General features: G+C 65.7%; 12 protein-coding genes and 2 pseudogenes. 8 read left to right on the top strand and 6 right to left on the bottom strand.

The window, feature by feature from the left end; all coding sequences use genetic code 11:
* The 5 genes and pseudogenes from A5651_RS07055 to A5651_RS07035 all read right to left on the bottom strand — a co-directional run.
* Nucleotides 1-180, bottom strand: a pseudogene (locus tag A5651_RS07055) (alpha/beta hydrolase); the annotation flags it as partial.
* A gap of 90 nt (nt 181-270) precedes the next feature.
* A complete protein-coding gene (locus A5651_RS07050) occupies nt 271-1,350 on the bottom strand; it encodes an inositol-3-phosphate synthase (protein ID WP_066977269.1) in 1,080 nt (359 codons plus the stop codon).
* A gap of 46 nt (nt 1,351-1,396) precedes the next feature.
* Complete coding sequence (locus A5651_RS07045; protein ID WP_066977266.1) at nt 1,397-1,942, bottom strand: PadR family transcriptional regulator; 546 nt, start codon at nt 1,940-1,942, stop codon at nt 1,397-1,399.
* Nucleotides 1,943-2,062: 120 nt separating this feature from the next.
* Entirely contained in the window at nt 2,063-2,920 is an 858-nt protein-coding gene (locus A5651_RS07040; protein WP_066977259.1) for a DUF1707 domain-containing protein, read from the bottom strand.
* Nucleotides 2,921-2,938: 18 nt separating this feature from the next.
* Entirely contained in the window at nt 2,939-3,829 is an 891-nt protein-coding gene (locus A5651_RS07035; RefSeq protein ID WP_066977257.1) for a DUF1707 domain-containing protein, read from the bottom strand.
* A gap of 110 nt (nt 3,830-3,939) precedes the next feature.
* Here A5651_RS07035 and A5651_RS07030 point away from each other — a divergent pair, with 110 nt between their 5' ends.
* The 3 genes from A5651_RS07030 to A5651_RS07020 all read left to right on the top strand — a co-directional run bounded on the left by A5651_RS07030 (nt 3,940) and on the right by A5651_RS07020 (nt 8,613).
* Entirely contained in the window at nt 3,940-4,374 is a 435-nt protein-coding gene (locus A5651_RS07030) for a DUF5318 family protein (RefSeq protein WP_066977254.1), read from the top strand.
* Entirely contained in the window at nt 4,367-6,889 is a 2,523-nt protein-coding gene (locus A5651_RS07025; RefSeq protein ID WP_082943622.1) for a transglycosylase domain-containing protein, read from the top strand. The genes A5651_RS07030 and A5651_RS07025 overlap by 8 nt, the downstream gene beginning before the upstream one ends.
* Nucleotides 6,890-6,996: 107 nt before the next feature.
* Nucleotides 6,997-8,613 carry a glycosyltransferase family 87 protein gene (locus tag A5651_RS07020; RefSeq protein ID WP_066977368.1) on the top strand — a complete coding sequence of 539 codons (1,617 nt, stop codon included), beginning with the start codon at nt 6,997-6,999 and terminating at the stop codon, nt 8,611-8,613.
* 3 nt (nt 8,614-8,616) lie between these two features.
* On the opposite strand, the pseudogene A5651_RS26190 reads toward A5651_RS07020, so the two are convergent.
* Nucleotides 8,617-9,932 (bottom strand): annotated as a pseudogene (locus A5651_RS26190) (adenylate/guanylate cyclase domain-containing protein).
* Between the two features lie 142 nt (nt 9,933-10,074).
* Here A5651_RS26190 and rpsF point away from each other — a divergent pair.
* From rpsF to A5651_RS06990, 5 genes are all read left to right on the top strand, one after another.
* A complete protein-coding gene (rpsF, locus tag A5651_RS07010; RefSeq protein ID WP_066977251.1) occupies nt 10,075-10,365 on the top strand; it encodes a 30S ribosomal protein S6 in 291 nt (96 codons plus the stop codon).
* A 103-nt stretch (nt 10,366-10,468) separates the two neighbouring features.
* Nucleotides 10,469-10,981, top strand: a complete 513-nt coding sequence (locus tag A5651_RS07005; protein WP_066977248.1) for a single-stranded DNA-binding protein — start codon at nt 10,469-10,471, stop codon at nt 10,979-10,981.
* Nucleotides 10,982-11,020: 39 nt separating this feature from the next.
* Nucleotides 11,021-11,275 carry a 30S ribosomal protein S18 gene (rpsR, locus tag A5651_RS07000; protein WP_059100487.1) on the top strand — a complete coding sequence of 85 codons (255 nt, stop codon included), beginning with the start codon at nt 11,021-11,023 and terminating at the stop codon, nt 11,273-11,275.
* Nucleotides 11,276-11,298: 23 nt separating this feature from the next.
* Nucleotides 11,299-11,757 (top strand): 50S ribosomal protein L9, encoded by a 459-nt coding sequence (gene rplI / locus A5651_RS06995; protein ID WP_066977244.1) that lies wholly within the window; start codon nt 11,299-11,301, stop codon nt 11,755-11,757.
* A 478-nt stretch (nt 11,758-12,235) separates the two neighbouring features.
* Nucleotides 12,236-15,328 carry a replicative DNA helicase gene (locus A5651_RS06990; RefSeq protein ID WP_066977365.1) on the top strand — a complete coding sequence of 1,031 codons (3,093 nt, stop codon included), beginning with the start codon at nt 12,236-12,238 and terminating at the stop codon, nt 15,326-15,328.
* Nucleotides 15,329-15,362: the final 34 nt, after the last annotated feature.

The raw sequence follows: 15,362 nt of genomic DNA, 5'->3' as shown, positions 1-15,362 counted from the left end.
CTGACCGCCGCCGTGCAGGAACACCACCTGCGGGGGCTCTTCGCTCCATTTCAACGCGCTGATGCCGTCGGCCTCGATGCGTTCTACGCGCGGCAGTGGGCCGGTGTGTCCGATCTGCTCGGCGTTCTCGTGCAGCAACCCGAACTCGTCGAGGTTCAACAGTTCATCGTCGGAGACCACGACACCATCTAACGCCGTCGCCATGGTCATTTGTGAAGCTGACGACGCAAATCACCCAAAAGCGTCGTCAGATTCACAAACGGGAAGGGGTCAGCTCTCTTCGATGAAGGCTTCCAGCTGCGCTCGGGCGATGTCGTCGGGCAGCTGCTGCGGCGGGCTCTTCATCAGGTAGGCGGACGCCGCGACGACCGGTCCACCGATGCCCCGGTCCTTGGCGATCTTGGCCGCGCGTACCGCGTCGATGATGACGCCCGCGGAGTTCGGCGAGTCCCACACCTCGAGCTTGTACTCCAGGTTCAGCGGCACGTCGCCGAAGGCCCGGCCTTCGAGCCGCACGTAGGCCCACTTGCGGTCGTCAAGCCAGCCGACGTGGTCGGACGGGCCGATGTGCACGTCCTTGGTCTTGAACTCACGCTGCAGGTTGCTCGTCACGGCCTGGGTCTTGGAGATCTTCTTGCTCTCGAGCCGCTCGCGCTCGAGCATGTTGAGGAAGTCCATGTTGCCGCCGACGTTGAGCTGCATCGTGCGGTCGAGCTGCACGCCGCGGTCCTCGAACAGCTTGGCCATCACGCGGTGGGTGATGGTGGCGCCGACCTGACTTTTGATGTCGTCGCCGACGATCGGCACGCCGGCGTCGGCGAACTTCTTGGCCCACACGGGGTCGGATGCGATGAACACCGGCAGCGCGTTGACGAACGCCACCCCGGCGTCGATCGCGCACTGCGCGTAGAACTTGTCGGCCTCCTCCGAGCCCACCGGCAGGTAGGACACCAGCACGTCGACCTCGGCCTCCTTGAGGGCCGCCACGACGTCCACCGGATCGGCGTCGGACACCTCGATGGTGTCGGCGTAGTACTTGCCGATGCCGTCGAGCGTCGGGCCGCGCTGCACCGTCACGTTGGTGGGCGGTACGTCGGCGATCTTGATGGTGTTGTTCTCCGACGCGAAGATCGCCTCGGACAGGTCGAACCCGACCTTCTTGGCGTCGACGTCGAAGGCGGCGACGAACTTGACGTCGCGCACGTGGTACGCGCCGAGGCGCACGTGCATCAGGCCGGGCACCGTGGCGTTCTCGTCAGCGTCCTGGTAGTACTGCACACCCTGGACAAGCGATGACGCGCAGTTGCCGACACCGACAATCGCGACCCGCACCTCGGTGTTTCCAGTCATGGCGACGTTCTCCCTCTCAATCCAATTCGCTTGGAAATTCGTTGTTCTACGGCTGCTCAGCGCGACCCTGAGCTACCCGCTCGGCCGCAATCAAATCGTTGAGCCACTTCACCTCACGCTCGCTGGACTCCAACCCCAGCTGATGCAGCTGGCGGGTGTAGCGGTCAAGCGAGCTGCTGGCCCGTGCGACGGCTTCACGCAGGCCCTCTCGGCGTTCCTCCACCTGACGACGGCGGCCCTCCAGGATCCGCATCCTGGCCTCGGCCGGGGTGCGGTTGAAGAAGGCGAGATGAACGCCGAATCCGTCGTCGGTGTAATTCTGTGGGCCCGTATCGGCCACCAGCTCGGCGAAGCGCTGCTTGCCCGCGTCCGTCAGCTGGTACACCCGGCGAGCCCGGCGCATCTTGGGGGTTCCGTCGGGCGCAGCGTCCTCGATGATCAACCCGTCGGCCTGCATCCGGCGCAGCGCGGGATACAGCGAGCCGTAGGAGAATGCCCGAAAGGCGCCAAGCAGTCCGGTCAGTCGCTTACGCAGCTCGTAGCCATGCATTGGCGACTCGAGCAGAAGACCCAGTACTGCGAGCTCCAGCATCGAACCACCTCCCCGGAATATCAAAGTCTGTCGCTACGACGCCCCGACACCTCGCCCCATACTATCGGGCCGATATATTCGCCGCCACGCGGGGGGTGGCCGACCAGGGCCGACTGCGGCCTAGCTGGGCTCGTTGATCTGCTTGATCGCGCCGTCGGGCGCCAGGTCGATGAAGCCGCTGCCGAACTCGCTGCTGAGGTAGATCCGGACGTTGACCGCGTCCGGTGTCGCCGGGTCCTTCGACGGCTCGATGTCGATCCAGGTGTCGGAGATGTCCTTGCGCTGGATCTTCAGCGTCTCGGGTGCGCCGCGCAGGACCGCGATCGTCTGCTCGAAGTTGAACTTCGCAAGGTCGACCACGCGGTCGTCGCTGTCGACGGTGGTGGTCGAGTACGGGTCGCCCCAGCCGCCGCGGTAGTCATACATCAGCTTGCGCCGCGGGTCCTCGGGGTCCGGGCGGTAGAGCGTGGCGCGGTCCGGCCGGATGTTCATCTCGAAGCCGGTGGTGTCACCGAACTTCTTGCGCATCTGCTCGAACAGCCCGTTCAGCCCGCCCAGCGACTGCAGCTGCCGCGGCGGCGTCAGCACCTTGGCGGGTATCCCGTCGGACTTGGCTCCCGGATCGGTCTGGAAACTCAGCGGCGAGCTGGTGTTTCCGTAGAGCCCCCAGCCGATCCCCATGCCGAAGAGAACGAGCACGGCCGCCGTTGCGATCCTGATGCCCCATCGGCCGCTGCCGGTGGGAAACCGCCGCGGCTCCTTGAGGTCGGGGAGCTTGACGGGCGCGTTCGCCGTCTGCAGGTCGTCGACGAGTGCCTGAAGTTCGCCGAGGGTGGCGGCGTTGGTGGCGGCCTTGACACGTTCGCCGTGCTCGGCCATCGACAGCTGACCCTCGGCAAGCGCACTGTCGAGCACCTGGCAGGTGTCGGTGCGGTCGCTGTCTTTTGCCCGGGTGCCCGCTGTCTGCCGTGTCGCCACGGAAGATGATCGTAGATGTCAGCCGGGGTATTCGACGCGCTTGATGTTGCTGGCGCCGTCGAGGTAGATCCACCCGTTCGGGCCGGCCGTCGTGGTCACCTTGATCAGCAGCTCCAGGCCGCCCGGCCCGCCGGGGTCGGCGACCAGGTCGATGTCGAGAGAGGTTTCTTTGACGTCGGTCGGGGCGATCCGCAGGGTCGCCGGTGCCGCCTGCAGTGCGGCCGCCGCGGCAGGGATGTCGAAGGCGGCGAGGTCGGTGACGTCGTCGGTGTCGGAGCGCTTTCGGGTGGACGGGTCGCCCCACCCGCCGTCGAACGAGTAAATGAGCTTCGAATGCTCGTCGGAGGGATCGGGCCGGGCCAGCATCGCCTCGTCGGACATCACGGCGAGCTCGTAACCGGTGGTGTCGCCGAACCTTTCGCGCATCGTGTCGATGACGCGGGTCAGCCCGTCGGCGGACTGCAGGTTCGCCGGCGGCGTCAGCACGACCGGAGCCGGTTCGGCGGGCGCCTCGGCCGCGGTGGTCGGTTCGGCGGCCAGCACGTGGGTGGACGTCGGTTCGGCGGGGGTCGTCGAAGCGGTGGTGTCCAACCCGGGGTGTCTGAACACGAGCCAGGCGACGACGGCGACGCACACCACCACGCCCGACACCGCCGCGAGGATGACGGCTCGGTACCTGTGCGTCGGCGTGAACGGTTGTATCGCAGCCGCCGTCTGCAGGTCGTCGACCAACGGCTGCAACTCGCCCAGGGTGGCGGCGTTGGTGGCCGCGCTCACCCGCTGTCGGTGTTCCTCCATCGACAGCTGGCCGTCGGCGAAAGCAGCGTCGAGAATCTGGCAGGTCGCGGCGCGGTCGCTGTCGCGGGCGCGAGTGCCCCGGGTTCGCCGCCCCCGATCAGCTGCCGCCACGTCGACGATCGTAGGAGCGCGGGCGCGTCTGCGCAGACAGATGACGACGCGCCAGCGCCTGACCCCCATCGAGACTCCACGCCAACGGCCCCCGACGTACTCTGGTCCTCGTGCGATTGCAGCGACAGGTGGTGGACTACGCGCTTCGGCGCCGGTCACTGCTGGCGGAGGTCTATTCGGGGCGCACGGGCGTCTCGGAGGTCTGCGACGCCAATCCCTATTTGCTGCGAGCCGCGAAGTTCCATGGGAAGCCGAGCTCGGTGATGTGCCCGATCTGCCGCAAGGAACAGCTGACCCTGGTGTCGTGGGTGTTTGGCGACCACCTCGGTGCGGTATCCGGTTCTGCGCGGACCGCCGAGGAGTTGGTCATGCTGGCGTCCCGCTACGACGAATTCTCCGTACACGTGGTGGAGGTATGCCGTACCTGCAGCTGGAATCACCTGGTGAAGTCGTACGTGCTCGGCGCGGTCCGACCCACTGGCCCTTCTCGGGGACCACGCTCGTCACGGACCGCGCGCAACGGTGCGCGGACGGCCAGTGAATAGCGAAGGGCGCCACAACCGGTCAGCCAGCGATGTCCCCGAGCGACACGCTGCTGACGGTGCGGGCGCGCCCCCGCCGCCGGGATTCGACCGTCCCGCCCTCCGTCGACCGCGCGCGCCGTTCGACGACCGCCGCACCGCGATCATCAGGCCCGTCGACGACACCACGCCGCTTCGCGACCCGATCGAGGCCGTCAAGGCCGCCCTCGAGGGCACCCCGGCGCCCAAGCCGGGGCCGCCGCAACCGCCGCATCATCCTCCGCCCGGAGGCGGACCTGGTGGCCCGGGTGGACCCGGTGGCCCGGGCGGCCGGCCTCCGCGTCGCCTGCCGGCGACGGAGCAGATCAACTGGAAGTGGGTCCGGCGCGGTCTGTATGTGACTGTCGCCGTGCTGATCGTGCTGCCGATCATCACGTTCGGCATGGCCTACATGATCGTCGAGGTGCCCAAGCCGGGCGACATCCGCACCAATCAAGTGTCGACGATCCTCGCCAGCGACGGCAGCGAGCTCGCCAAAATCGTTCCACCCGAGGGCAATCGGGTCGACGTCGACATCGACCAGATTCCGGTGCACGTGCGCGACGCGGTGATGGCTGCCGAGGACCGGGACTTCTACTCCAACCCGGGGTTCTCGTTCACTGGCTTCGCGCGGGCCGCGAAGAACAACATCTTCGGCGGTGACGTCCAGGGCGGGTCAACGATCACGCAGCAGTACGTGAAGAACGCGTTGGTCGGCTCGCAGCGCGCCGGTATCGGCGGCGTCGTCCGCAAGGCCAAGGAGCTGGTGATCTCGACGAAGATGTCCAGCGAATGGTCCAAAGACCAAGTGCTGCAGTCCTATCTGAACATCATCTACTTCGGACGCGGCACCTACGGCATCGCGGCGGCGTCCAAGGCGTACTTCGACAAACCCGTCGAGCAGCTCACCGTCGCCGACGGCGCGATGTTGGCGGCGCTCATCCAGCAGCCGTCGGCGCTGGACCCGGCCAACAACCCCGACGGCGCGCGGGCCCGATGGAACTGGGTGCTCGACGGCATGGTCGAAATCGGCGCGCTGTCGCCGAATGACCGCTCGGCTCAGCAGTTTCCGCAGACGTTGCCGCCCGATCAGGCGCGGACCCAGAATCAGACGACGGGTCCGAACGGTCTGATCGAACGGCAGGTGCAGAAGGAACTGCTGGACCTGTTCGACATCAGCGAGCAGACGCTGAACACGGAGGGCCTGCAGGTCACCACGACCATCGACCCGAAAGCGCAGAAGGCGGCCGAAGAAGCCGTGACGGAATACATGGACGGCCAGGATCCGGACATGCGCGCCGCCGTGGTGTCGATCGACCCGAAGACCGGTGGCGTCAAGGCGTACTTCGGCGGCACCGACGCTCAGGGCTTCGACTTCGCCCAGGCAGGGTTGCCGACCGGGTCCGCGTTCAAGGTGTTCGCGTTGGTGGCTGCGCTGGAGCAGGGCATCGGGCTGGGTTATCAGGTGGACAGTTCCCCGCTGGACGTCAACGGCATCAAGATCAACAACGTCGAGGGTGAGGGTTGCGGCACCTGCAACATCGCCGAGGCGTTGAAGCGGTCGCTGAACACCAGCTACTACCGGCTGATGCTGAAGCTGAAGAACGGCCCCTCCGACGTCGCCAAGGCCGCCCACGAGGCGGGTATTGCCGAGAGCTTCCCCGGCGTCGAGCACACGCTGTCCGAGGACGGCAAGGGTGGACCGCCGAACAACGGAATCGTGTTGGGCCAGTACCAGACCCGGGTCATCGACATGGCCTCGGCCTACGCCACGATCGCCGCGTCCGGCGTCTACCACCGCCCGCACTTCGTGCAGAAGGTCGTCAACGCCGAAGGCCAGGTGCTGTTCGACGCGGCCAACGAGGACAACTCCGGCGAGCAGCGCATCGACAAGGCCGTCGCCGACAACGTGACCGCCGCCATGCAGCCCATCGCGGCGTACTCGAAGGGGCATGCGCTCGCCGGCGGCAGGCCGTCAGCGGCCAAAACAGGCACCAACCAGCTGGGCGACACCGATGCCAACCGCGACGCCTGGATGGTCGGCTTCACTCCGTCGCTGTCGACGGCGGTCTGGGTCGGCACCACCGAAGGCACGAAGCCGCTCGAGAACAAGTGGGGTTCACCGGTTTACGGCTCCGGCTTGCCCTCGGACATCTGGAAGACGACGATGGACGGCGCACTCGAGGACACCGATGTCGAATCGTTCCCGAAGCCGACCTCAATCGGTGGTTATGCCGGACCGCCGGCCGCGCCGCCGCCGCCACCGTCGACTCCTGCGCCGCCGTCGGAGACCGTGATCCAGCCGACGATCGAGGTTGCGCCGGGCATCACGATCCCGTTCGGTCCGCCGACGACGGTGCCGGTCGCCCCGCCGGGGCAGCAGACGACGCCCAGCCCGTACGCGCCCGCGGATCCGTACGCGCCGACCGCACCAGGGGCGCCGGTGGCGCCGGGTGTGCCCGGGCCCGGTCCGCAACAGCCGTTCCCGCCGCCCCCGTGACCGAAAGCGAGGACAGCGGCGTCGAACACGGAGCGGCACGCGAGCCGGTCCGGTCCACGGTGTCCTCGCAGCCGCCCGCCGCTGTATCTTCGCAGCGGCCCGCCGCTGTGTCCCCCCATCCGCTGGCGCTCGACCGGCGCAGCGCCGACAACCGAGATCTGCCCAGCCGCAACGACGTTCTGGTCGGGGCGCTATCGCAGGTGATCGGCGGTCCGGTCGGCAGGCACGCGCTGATCGGCCGGGCCCGGTTCATGACGCCGCTGCGGGTGATGCTGGTGATTGCCGTGGTGTTTCTGGTGCTGGGCTACTCGACCAAGGCGGCCTGCCTGGTGACGACCGGCTCGGGGACCGCCGCCCAGAAGGTCGCCAACTGGGAGAACCAGCGCGCGTACTACGAGCTGTGCTACTCCGACACCGTTCCGCTCTATACCGCAGAGCTGTTGAACCTAGGCAAGTTTCCGTACAAGTCGAGCTGGATCGAAACCGACAGCCAGGGCAGACCGCAGAAGCAGTTCGACGGCAACGTGGCGGTGCGGTACATGGAGTATCCGGTGATCACCGGTATCTACCAGTACGTGGCGATGGCGCTGGCCAAAACCTATACCGCGGTGAGCAAGGTGGTGCCGATCCCGTCGATCGCAGAGGTCGTGATGTTCTTCAACATCTCGGCGCTGGGTTTGTCGCTGGCCTGGTTCGCCACGGTGTGGGCGACGTCGAGGCTGGCGGGGCGACGCATCTGGGATGCGGCGTTGGTTGCCGGCTCACCGATCGTGATCTTTCAGCTCTTCACTAATTTCGATGCACTCGCAACGGCTTTCGCGACCGGCGCGGTGCTGGCGTGGGCGCGACGAAGGCCGGTGCTCGCCGGGGTGATGATTGGGCTGGGCGTCGCCGCCAAGCTCTATCCGATCCTGCTGCTGATCCCGTTGGCGCTGCTGGGCTTGCGGACGGGCCGGCTGCGAGAGGTCGGCAAGACGGCCGCCGCGGCGTTCGTCACGTGGCTGGTGGTCAACCTGCCCATCATGGTGATGTTCCCGCGGGGGTGGTCGGAGTTCTTCCGGCTCAACACCCGCCGCGGCGACGATATGGATTCCCTGTACAACGTGGTGAAGTCGTTCACCGACTGGCCGGGTTTCGACACCGGGCTGGGTTTGTGGGAGCCGCCGACGATCCTGAACACAGTGGTGTTCGTGCTGTTCGTATCCTGTTGTGTGGCTGTCGGTTACATCGTGCTGACAGCGCCGCGACGGCCGCGGCTGGCCCAAGTCGCCTTCCTCGTCGTCGCGTTGTTCCTGCTGACGAACAAGGTGTGGAGCCCGCAATTCTCACTGTGGCTGGTGCCGCTGGCGGTGCTGGCACTGCCGCACCGACGAATCCTGCTGGCGTGGATGACGATCGATGCGCTGGTGTGGGTGCCGAGAATGTTGTTCCTCTACGGCGAGCAGAACCGCGGTCTGCCCGAGCAGTGGTTCACCTCGACGGTGCTGCTACGCGATATCGCGGTGATCACCTTGTGCGCATTGGTGATTCGTCAGATCTATCGGCCACAGCTCGACCTGGTGCGGTTCGGTGGAGAGCTCGATGACCCGTCGGGCGGGGTGTTCGACGAGGCGCCGGACCGCCCGCCGGGTTGGCTACCCGCGTGGCTGCGGCCCGCCGAGAACCGGTCGCGGGTCAAGACGGCCTCACCCGCCGAACCCGAACTTGTCGATCAACCCAGCTGACCGCTACGAGGTGACGGCGAAGAGGCGCCATTCACCCGGCACCCCCTTGAGTCGGTGGGTGCCGCGGTCGTCGAACTCGAGTCCTGATCCGATCACCAAGTCACGCAGCGTGTTTGACACGAGCACATCATTCGATCCGGCCAGCGCGCTGACCCTGGCCCCGATGTGCACGGCGATGCCGCCGATGTCGTCACCGCGGATCTCGCACTCACCGGTGTGCAGCCCGGCACGCACCTCGATACCCAGGGACTGCACCGCGTCGCGAATTGCCGTGGCGCAGCGGATCGCTCGCTAGGACCGTCGAACGTCGCAAGGAACCCGTCGCCGGAGGTGTTCACTTCTCGGCCGCCGAAGCGTGCCAACTGCGCGCGGACGACTGCGTCGTGCGCATCCAGCAGCGCATGCCAATCCCGGTCACCCATTTCGGCTGCCCGCTGCGTCGAGCCGACGATGTCGGTGAACAACACCGTGGCCAGCACGCGGTCGTCCGCCACCTGCGGTTGATGGCCGGTGAGAAACTCGGCGACCTCGAGGAAGGACGCTCGCCACGGCTCAACGATGTGGTACATGTTGCGGCCCGGCAGCTCCACATACTTCGCGCCCGCGATGTGATCGGCGATGTAGCGGCCCTGCGCAGGCGGAAGTACCTCGTCGTCGGAGTGATGCACGACCAGGGTGGGCACCCGTATTGTCGGAAGTACCGCCCGCACATCCTGTTTGGCGAAGATCGGGCCCATGAGCGCGACGGTCCGCGGACTCGACGTCAAGCGTTCCAGCCGAGCCCACGCCGCGCGGATCTCTTCGTTGCACGGCATGTCCGGGTTGACCGCATGCAGGGTCTGGCCCGTGCCCCAATCGGCGAGGGCCGCTGCGGTGCCCTCTTCGAGCCCCAGCCCCCCGGTGCTTTCGGCGAACGGGTCGGCGTAGCACTCGAGCGCGACCAGTGCTGTGACGCGGGACGGGTGGGTGGCCGCGAACAGGGCCGCCGGGGCGAAGGCGCCGTCGATCGCGAGGACGACCGCTTTGCGGCTCCCGAGATCATCGAGTACGGCCGTAATGCTGTCGGCCCACTGCTCCATGTTGGGCATCTCGTCGGCCGTGACGGGGTCGGACGCTCCGGTGCCCGGTTGGTCGAAGAAGATCAGTCGTCCGAGCGACGTCATCGCCTCGGCCCAGCCCCTGATCGACGGGAGTTCGGGAAATACCTCGCAATTGGTGATCCAGTTCGACACGAACACAATGTCGCGCTCGCCAGGCTCCGATGCCCGGTAGGCGACGCGCAGGTTCCCGTTGAGGGCGTAGCGCGTCTCGGAAAACACGGCCGAAGGGTATGCCGGACGGGCGGCGCGATTTCGCAGATCAGCGGGGGTTCCTGTAGCCTGGGCCGGTTGCCGACGCAGGTAACCCTCCTGCCACGGATAGGCCGTGGCCGACTAGCCCATAGGAGGTGATGAGGTTCTCATGCGTCCATACGAAATCATGGTCATTCTCGACCCCACCCTCGACGAGCGCACCGTCGCACCCTCGCTGGAGACGTTCCTGAACGTCGTCCGCAAGGACGGTGGAACCGTCGACAAGGTCGACATCTGGGGCCGCCGCCGGCTGGCGTACGAGATCGCCAAGCATGCCGAGGGCATCTACGCGGTGATCGACGTGAAGGCCAACCCGGCCACCGTGACCGAGCTCGACCGTCAGCTCAGCCTGAACGAGTCGGTGCTGCGGACCAAGGTGCTGCGGACCGACAAGCACTAAAGGCTGCCGGTAGTCGGGGTGGCTGCGTAGGCTCGCCCACGACAACCACCGCCCTGCGATGAGCGCTTGCGCGAAGAGCCGATATTGACACCTGGAGGACCTCGTGGCTGGTGACACCACCATCACTGTCGTCGGAAACCTGACCGCCGATCCTGAACTGCGCTTCACGCCGAGCGGTGCTGCCGTCGCCAACTTCACCGTGGCGTCGACACCCCGCATCTACGACAGGCAGAGCGGGGAATGGAAAGACGGCGAGGCGTTGTTCCTGCGGTGCAACATCTGGCGTGAGGCCGCCGAGAACGTCGCCGAAAGCCTGACCCGCGGTGCCCGAGTGATCGTGACGGGCCGTCTCAAGCAGCGGTCCTTCGAGACCCGCGAGGGAGAGAAGCGCACCGTGGTCGAGGTCGAGGTCGACGAGATCGGTCCGTCGCTGCGCTACGCCACCGCCAAGGTGAACAAGGTCAGCCGCAGCGGCGGCGGAGGCGGCGGTTTCGGCAGCGGCGGTGGTGGCGTCAGCAGCGGTGGCGGGGCCCGCTCCGAGCCCAAGGATGACCCGTGGGGCAGCGCTCCGGCATCCGGATCGTTCTCCGGCAGCGACGACGAACCGCCTTTTTAGACCCAAACTCCATCAGTAAGTAAGAAAGAGAAACAAACCATGGCCAAGGCCACCAAACGACGCCCGGCTCCCGAGAAGCCGGTCAAGACCCGTAAGTGCGTGTTCTGCTCGAAGAAGGGGCAGACCATCGACTACAAGGACACCGCTCTGCTGCGTACCTACATCAGCGAGCGCGGCAAGATCCGTGCGCGCCGCGTGACCGGCAACTGCGTGCAGCACCAGCGCGACATCGCCATCGCGGTCAAAAACGCCCGCGAGGTGGCTCTGCTGCCGTTCAGTTCGTCGACCCGCTGAGCAGAGTTGAAGGAGGCGAAGAGATGAAACTGATTCTTACCGCTGAGGTCGATCACCTCGGGACTGCCGGCGACACCGTCGAGGTGAAGGACGGCTACGGGCGTAACTATCTGCTGCCGCGCGGCCTGGCGATCGCCGCCACCCGCGGTGCCGAGCGTCAGGCCGACGCGATTCGGCGCGCCCGGGAGACCAAGGCCATCCGCGGCATCGAGCATGCCAACGAGCTCAAGACCGCGCTGGAGGGTCTGGGCACGGTCGAGCTTCCGGCGCGCACGGCGTCGGATTCGGGCAAACTGTTCGGCTCCGTGACGGCCGCTGACATCGTCGGCGCGATCAAGAAGGCCGGCGGACCCAATCTCGAGAAGCGCACCGTCCAGTTGCCGAAGGGACACATCAAGACCCTGGGCACGCATGCCGTTTCGGTGCGCCTTCACCCAGAGGTGGACGCCGCGGTTTCGGTGAACGTCGTCGCCGAGTCGTAAGCGCAAGCGTCAATTCGGCGGTGTGAGGGCCATAACTGGCCTTCACGCCGCCGTCGCCGTATTTCTGGCGAACTGATATTCGGTCTATCCGCGCAGCGAACCTAACGCTCCGTTAACCTGGGCGGCGCCGACGCGAAACACAACACGCCCGAAGCGGCAACCCGCCACGACACGCCGAAGAATTTCTCATCCACAACTAATTACCACCCGTATGGTCCGCTTATCTGCGGGGATGTGACGGGCGCCGAGTTCCGTCCACAGGTTCTCCCCAACGCCTCAACACCGCCGGGTACAGATATCCACATCCCATCCACACGTTCATGCACAGCCCCTCTTTGCGACCCTTCCAGCAACGTCTAGCGTTGGCCGTCGCGCGACTATTCGGGCGGCCGAGAACCTGTTCCTGTCAGAGGCCTGTCTTAGAGTCACGGTAAGATTTCGAACGTACGTTCGAAATACTTGAGGGGAGGTGGGCGCCGTGGCTGTCGTCGACGACCGGGGCCGTTCGGGTCTCGCCGACGTTCCTCCGCCCACTGAAGAATTCGGTCGCCAACCGCCGCAGGACGAGGCCGCCGAACAAGCGGTTCTCGGCGGCATGCTGTTGAGCAAGGACGCCATCGCCGACGTGCTCGAGCGGCTGCGGCCGGGCGACTTCTACCGCCCGAACCACCAGAGCATCTACGACGCGATCCTCGACCTCTATGGCCGCGGCGAGCCCGCTGACGCGGTTACGGTCGCCGCCGAGCTCGACCGGCGGGGGCTGCTGCGCCGCATCGGCGGGGCGCCGTATCTGCACACGTTGATCTCCACTGTGCCGACCGCTGCCAACGCCGGCTACTACGCGGGCATCGTGGCCGAGAAGGCGTTGTTGCGCCGACTGGTCGAGGCTGGCACCAGGGTCGTGCAGTACGGCTACGCCGGCGCGGACGGCGCCGATGTCGCCGAGGTGGTGGACCGGGCGCAGGCCGAAATCTACGACGTCACCGAGGGACGGACGTCGGAGGACTTCGTCGCGCTGGAGGACCTGCTGCAGCCGACGATGGACGAGATCGACGCCATCGCGTCCAACGGCGGACTGGCCGCCGGTGTGCCGACCGGTTTCGTCGAACTCGATGAGCTGACCAATGGCTTGCATGCCGGCCAGATGATCATCGTGGCCGCCCGGCCGGGTGTAGGGAAGGCGCTGGCCCTGGACACCCCGTTGCCGATGCCGAGCGGCTGGATCGCCATGGGCGACGTCTCGGTGGGCGACTGGTTGCTCGGCGCGGACGGTGCTCCGACACGAGTGACAGCCGCGACCGACGTGATGATCGGTCGTCCCTGCTACCGAGTGGAGTTCTCAGACGGCACGCACATCGTTGCCGACGCGTCGCATCAGTGGCCGACCGAGCACGGCACCCGAACGACGGCAATGCTGCGTTCTGGGGTGGACACGATTGCCGCTGCCGGTTGCTCTAGCCGCTATGACGACCGCGGCACGATCGCCACTACCACGGCACCAGTCGTAAAGGTCGAGACGGTGCGTCGTATCCCGGCGGTGCCGGTGCGTTGTGTCGAGGTGGACAACGCTGCGCATCTGTATCTGGCGGGTCCGGGAATGGTACCGACGCACAATTCCACGCTCGGCCTCGATTTCCTGAGATCGTGTTCGATTAAGAATCGCCTTGCCAGCGTGGTGTTTTCACTCGAGATGAGCAAGTCCGAGATCGTCATGCGGTTGCTGTCGGCAGAGGCCAAAATCAAGCTGGCCGACATGCGGTCGGGTCGGATGAGCGACGACGACTGGACACGTCTGGCGCGCCGGATGAGTGAGATCAGTGAGGCGCCACTTTATATCGACGACTCACCCAATCTCACCATGATGGAGATTCGGGCGAAGGCGCGCAGGTTGAAGCAGAAAGCCGACCTGCGGTTAGTCGTCGTCGACTACATGCAGCTGATGACGTCGGGTAAGAAGGTCGAATCTCGACAGCAAGAGGTGTCGGAGTTTTCTCGACATCTGAAGCTGCTCGCCAAAGAGCTCGAACTACCCGTCGTCGCCATCAGCCAGTTGAACCGCGGTCCCGAACAACGTACCGACAAGAAACCGATGCTGTCCGACCTCCGCGAATCGGGTTGTCTGACGGCGGATACGCGAATACTGCGCGCTGACAACGGCGCTGAAGTCACGTTTGGCGAACTGATGCGTACGGGGGAGCGGCCGCTGGTGTGGTCGCTCGACGACCGCAAGCGGATGGTGGCGCGGCCGATGACGAATGTCTTCCCCAGTGGCCGAAAGGAAGTCTTCAAAGTACGTCTTGCATCGGGTCGTCAGGTGGAGGCGACGGGTAACCATCCGTTTATGTCGCTCGACGGCTGGACCGCTCTGGAGGACCTGAACCTCGGCGATCGGGTGGCAGTCCCGCGAAGGGTGCCAGAGCCGGTGAACACGCACCGCTTACAGGACGACGAGGTAATCCTGCTCGCGCACATGATCGGTGACGGATCCTGCGTGAAGAACCAGCCGATCCGCTATGCCAGCATCGATGAGCTCAACCTGGCGGCCGTTGCGAACGCTGCTAAGCACTTCGGCGTCACAGCCCTCCGAGACGACGATGCGGTCGCCCGGGTGTCCACCCTTCGGTTACCGGCGCCTTACCGCCTGACCCACGGGAAACGCAATCCGATTGCGGCGTGGCTTGATGAGCTCGGTCTATTCGGCAAGCGAAGCTACGATAAGTTCGTTCCCCGAGAGGTTTTCGCGCTACCCAACGATCAAGTCGCGTTGTTCCTCAATCATCTGTGGGCAACCGACGGGTCGGTCTCGTGGGATGCCAAGCATGGACAGGGGCGCATCTACTACGCGTCGACCAGTAGACAGCTCGTCGATGACGTCGCGGGACTATTGGCCCGGGTCGGAGTGTTTGGCCGCATCAAGCGGACCCTTAAGGCGGGATACCGCGACTGCTGGCACCTGTACATCTATGGAGGCGAGAATCAGCTGCGCTTCCTGCGGCAGGTGGGCGTAAACGGCATGAAAGCTCTTGCGGTCCGAGAGGTTATCGTCAATCTGGAAGTCAAAGCGCGCAACACCAACTTGGACACGGTTCCCAAGGCGGTGTGGGATCAGGTCAGGGGTGCGCTCGCGGAGAGGCAAATGACGCACCGCCAATTCGCGGCGGCGATGGGCACGAAATTCTGTGGATCGACGATGTGGAAGCACGCACCGAGTCGCGCGCGGCTGCACCGCGCCGCGGCTCTGCTTGAGGACAACGTGCTTCACGATCTGGCGACCAATGACGTGTTCTGGGATCAGATCGTCGAAGTGACGAGCATCGGCGAGCAGGATGTGTATGACGGAACCGTAAGCGGGACACATAATTTCGTGGCTAACTTAGTCAGCCTGCATAACTCGCTTGAACAAGATGCGGATATGGTGATCCTGCTCAACCGCCCGGACGCCTTCGAGCGCGATGATCCGCGCGGCGGTGAAGCGGACCTGATCATCGCCAAGCATCGCAACGGTCCGACCAAGACGATCACCGTGGCACACCAACTGCATCTGTCGCGCTTCACCAACATGGCGAGATAGACACCAGCACTGCGACAGATGCTCGCTTCGAGGG

The sequence above is a fragment of the Mycobacterium sp. 1274761.0 genome (genome assembly GCF_001668615.1).
Lineage (GTDB): Bacteria > Actinomycetota > Actinomycetes > Mycobacteriales > Mycobacteriaceae > Mycobacterium.
Note: the sequence above shows the minus strand (reverse complement) of the source record. Positions and strands in the feature narration are given on the sequence as shown.

Bases quoted from the DNA above. Each gene is read 5' to 3' on its own strand.
- A5651_RS07045 (WP_066977266.1), bottom strand. From the start codon at position 1,942: ATGCTGGAGCTCGCAGTACTGGGTCTTCTGCTCGAGTCGCCAATGCAT.
- rpsF (WP_066977251.1), top strand. From the start codon at position 10,075: ATGCGTCCATACGAAATCATGGTCATTCTCGACCCCACCCTCGACGAG.
- A5651_RS07050 (WP_066977269.1), bottom strand. From the start codon at position 1,350: ATGACTGGAAACACCGAGGTGCGGGTCGCGATTGTCGGTGTCGGCAAC.
- rpsR (WP_059100487.1), top strand. From the start codon at position 11,021: ATGGCCAAGGCCACCAAACGACGCCCGGCTCCCGAGAAGCCGGTCAAG.
- rplI (WP_066977244.1), top strand. From the start codon at position 11,299: ATGAAACTGATTCTTACCGCTGAGGTCGATCACCTCGGGACTGCCGGC.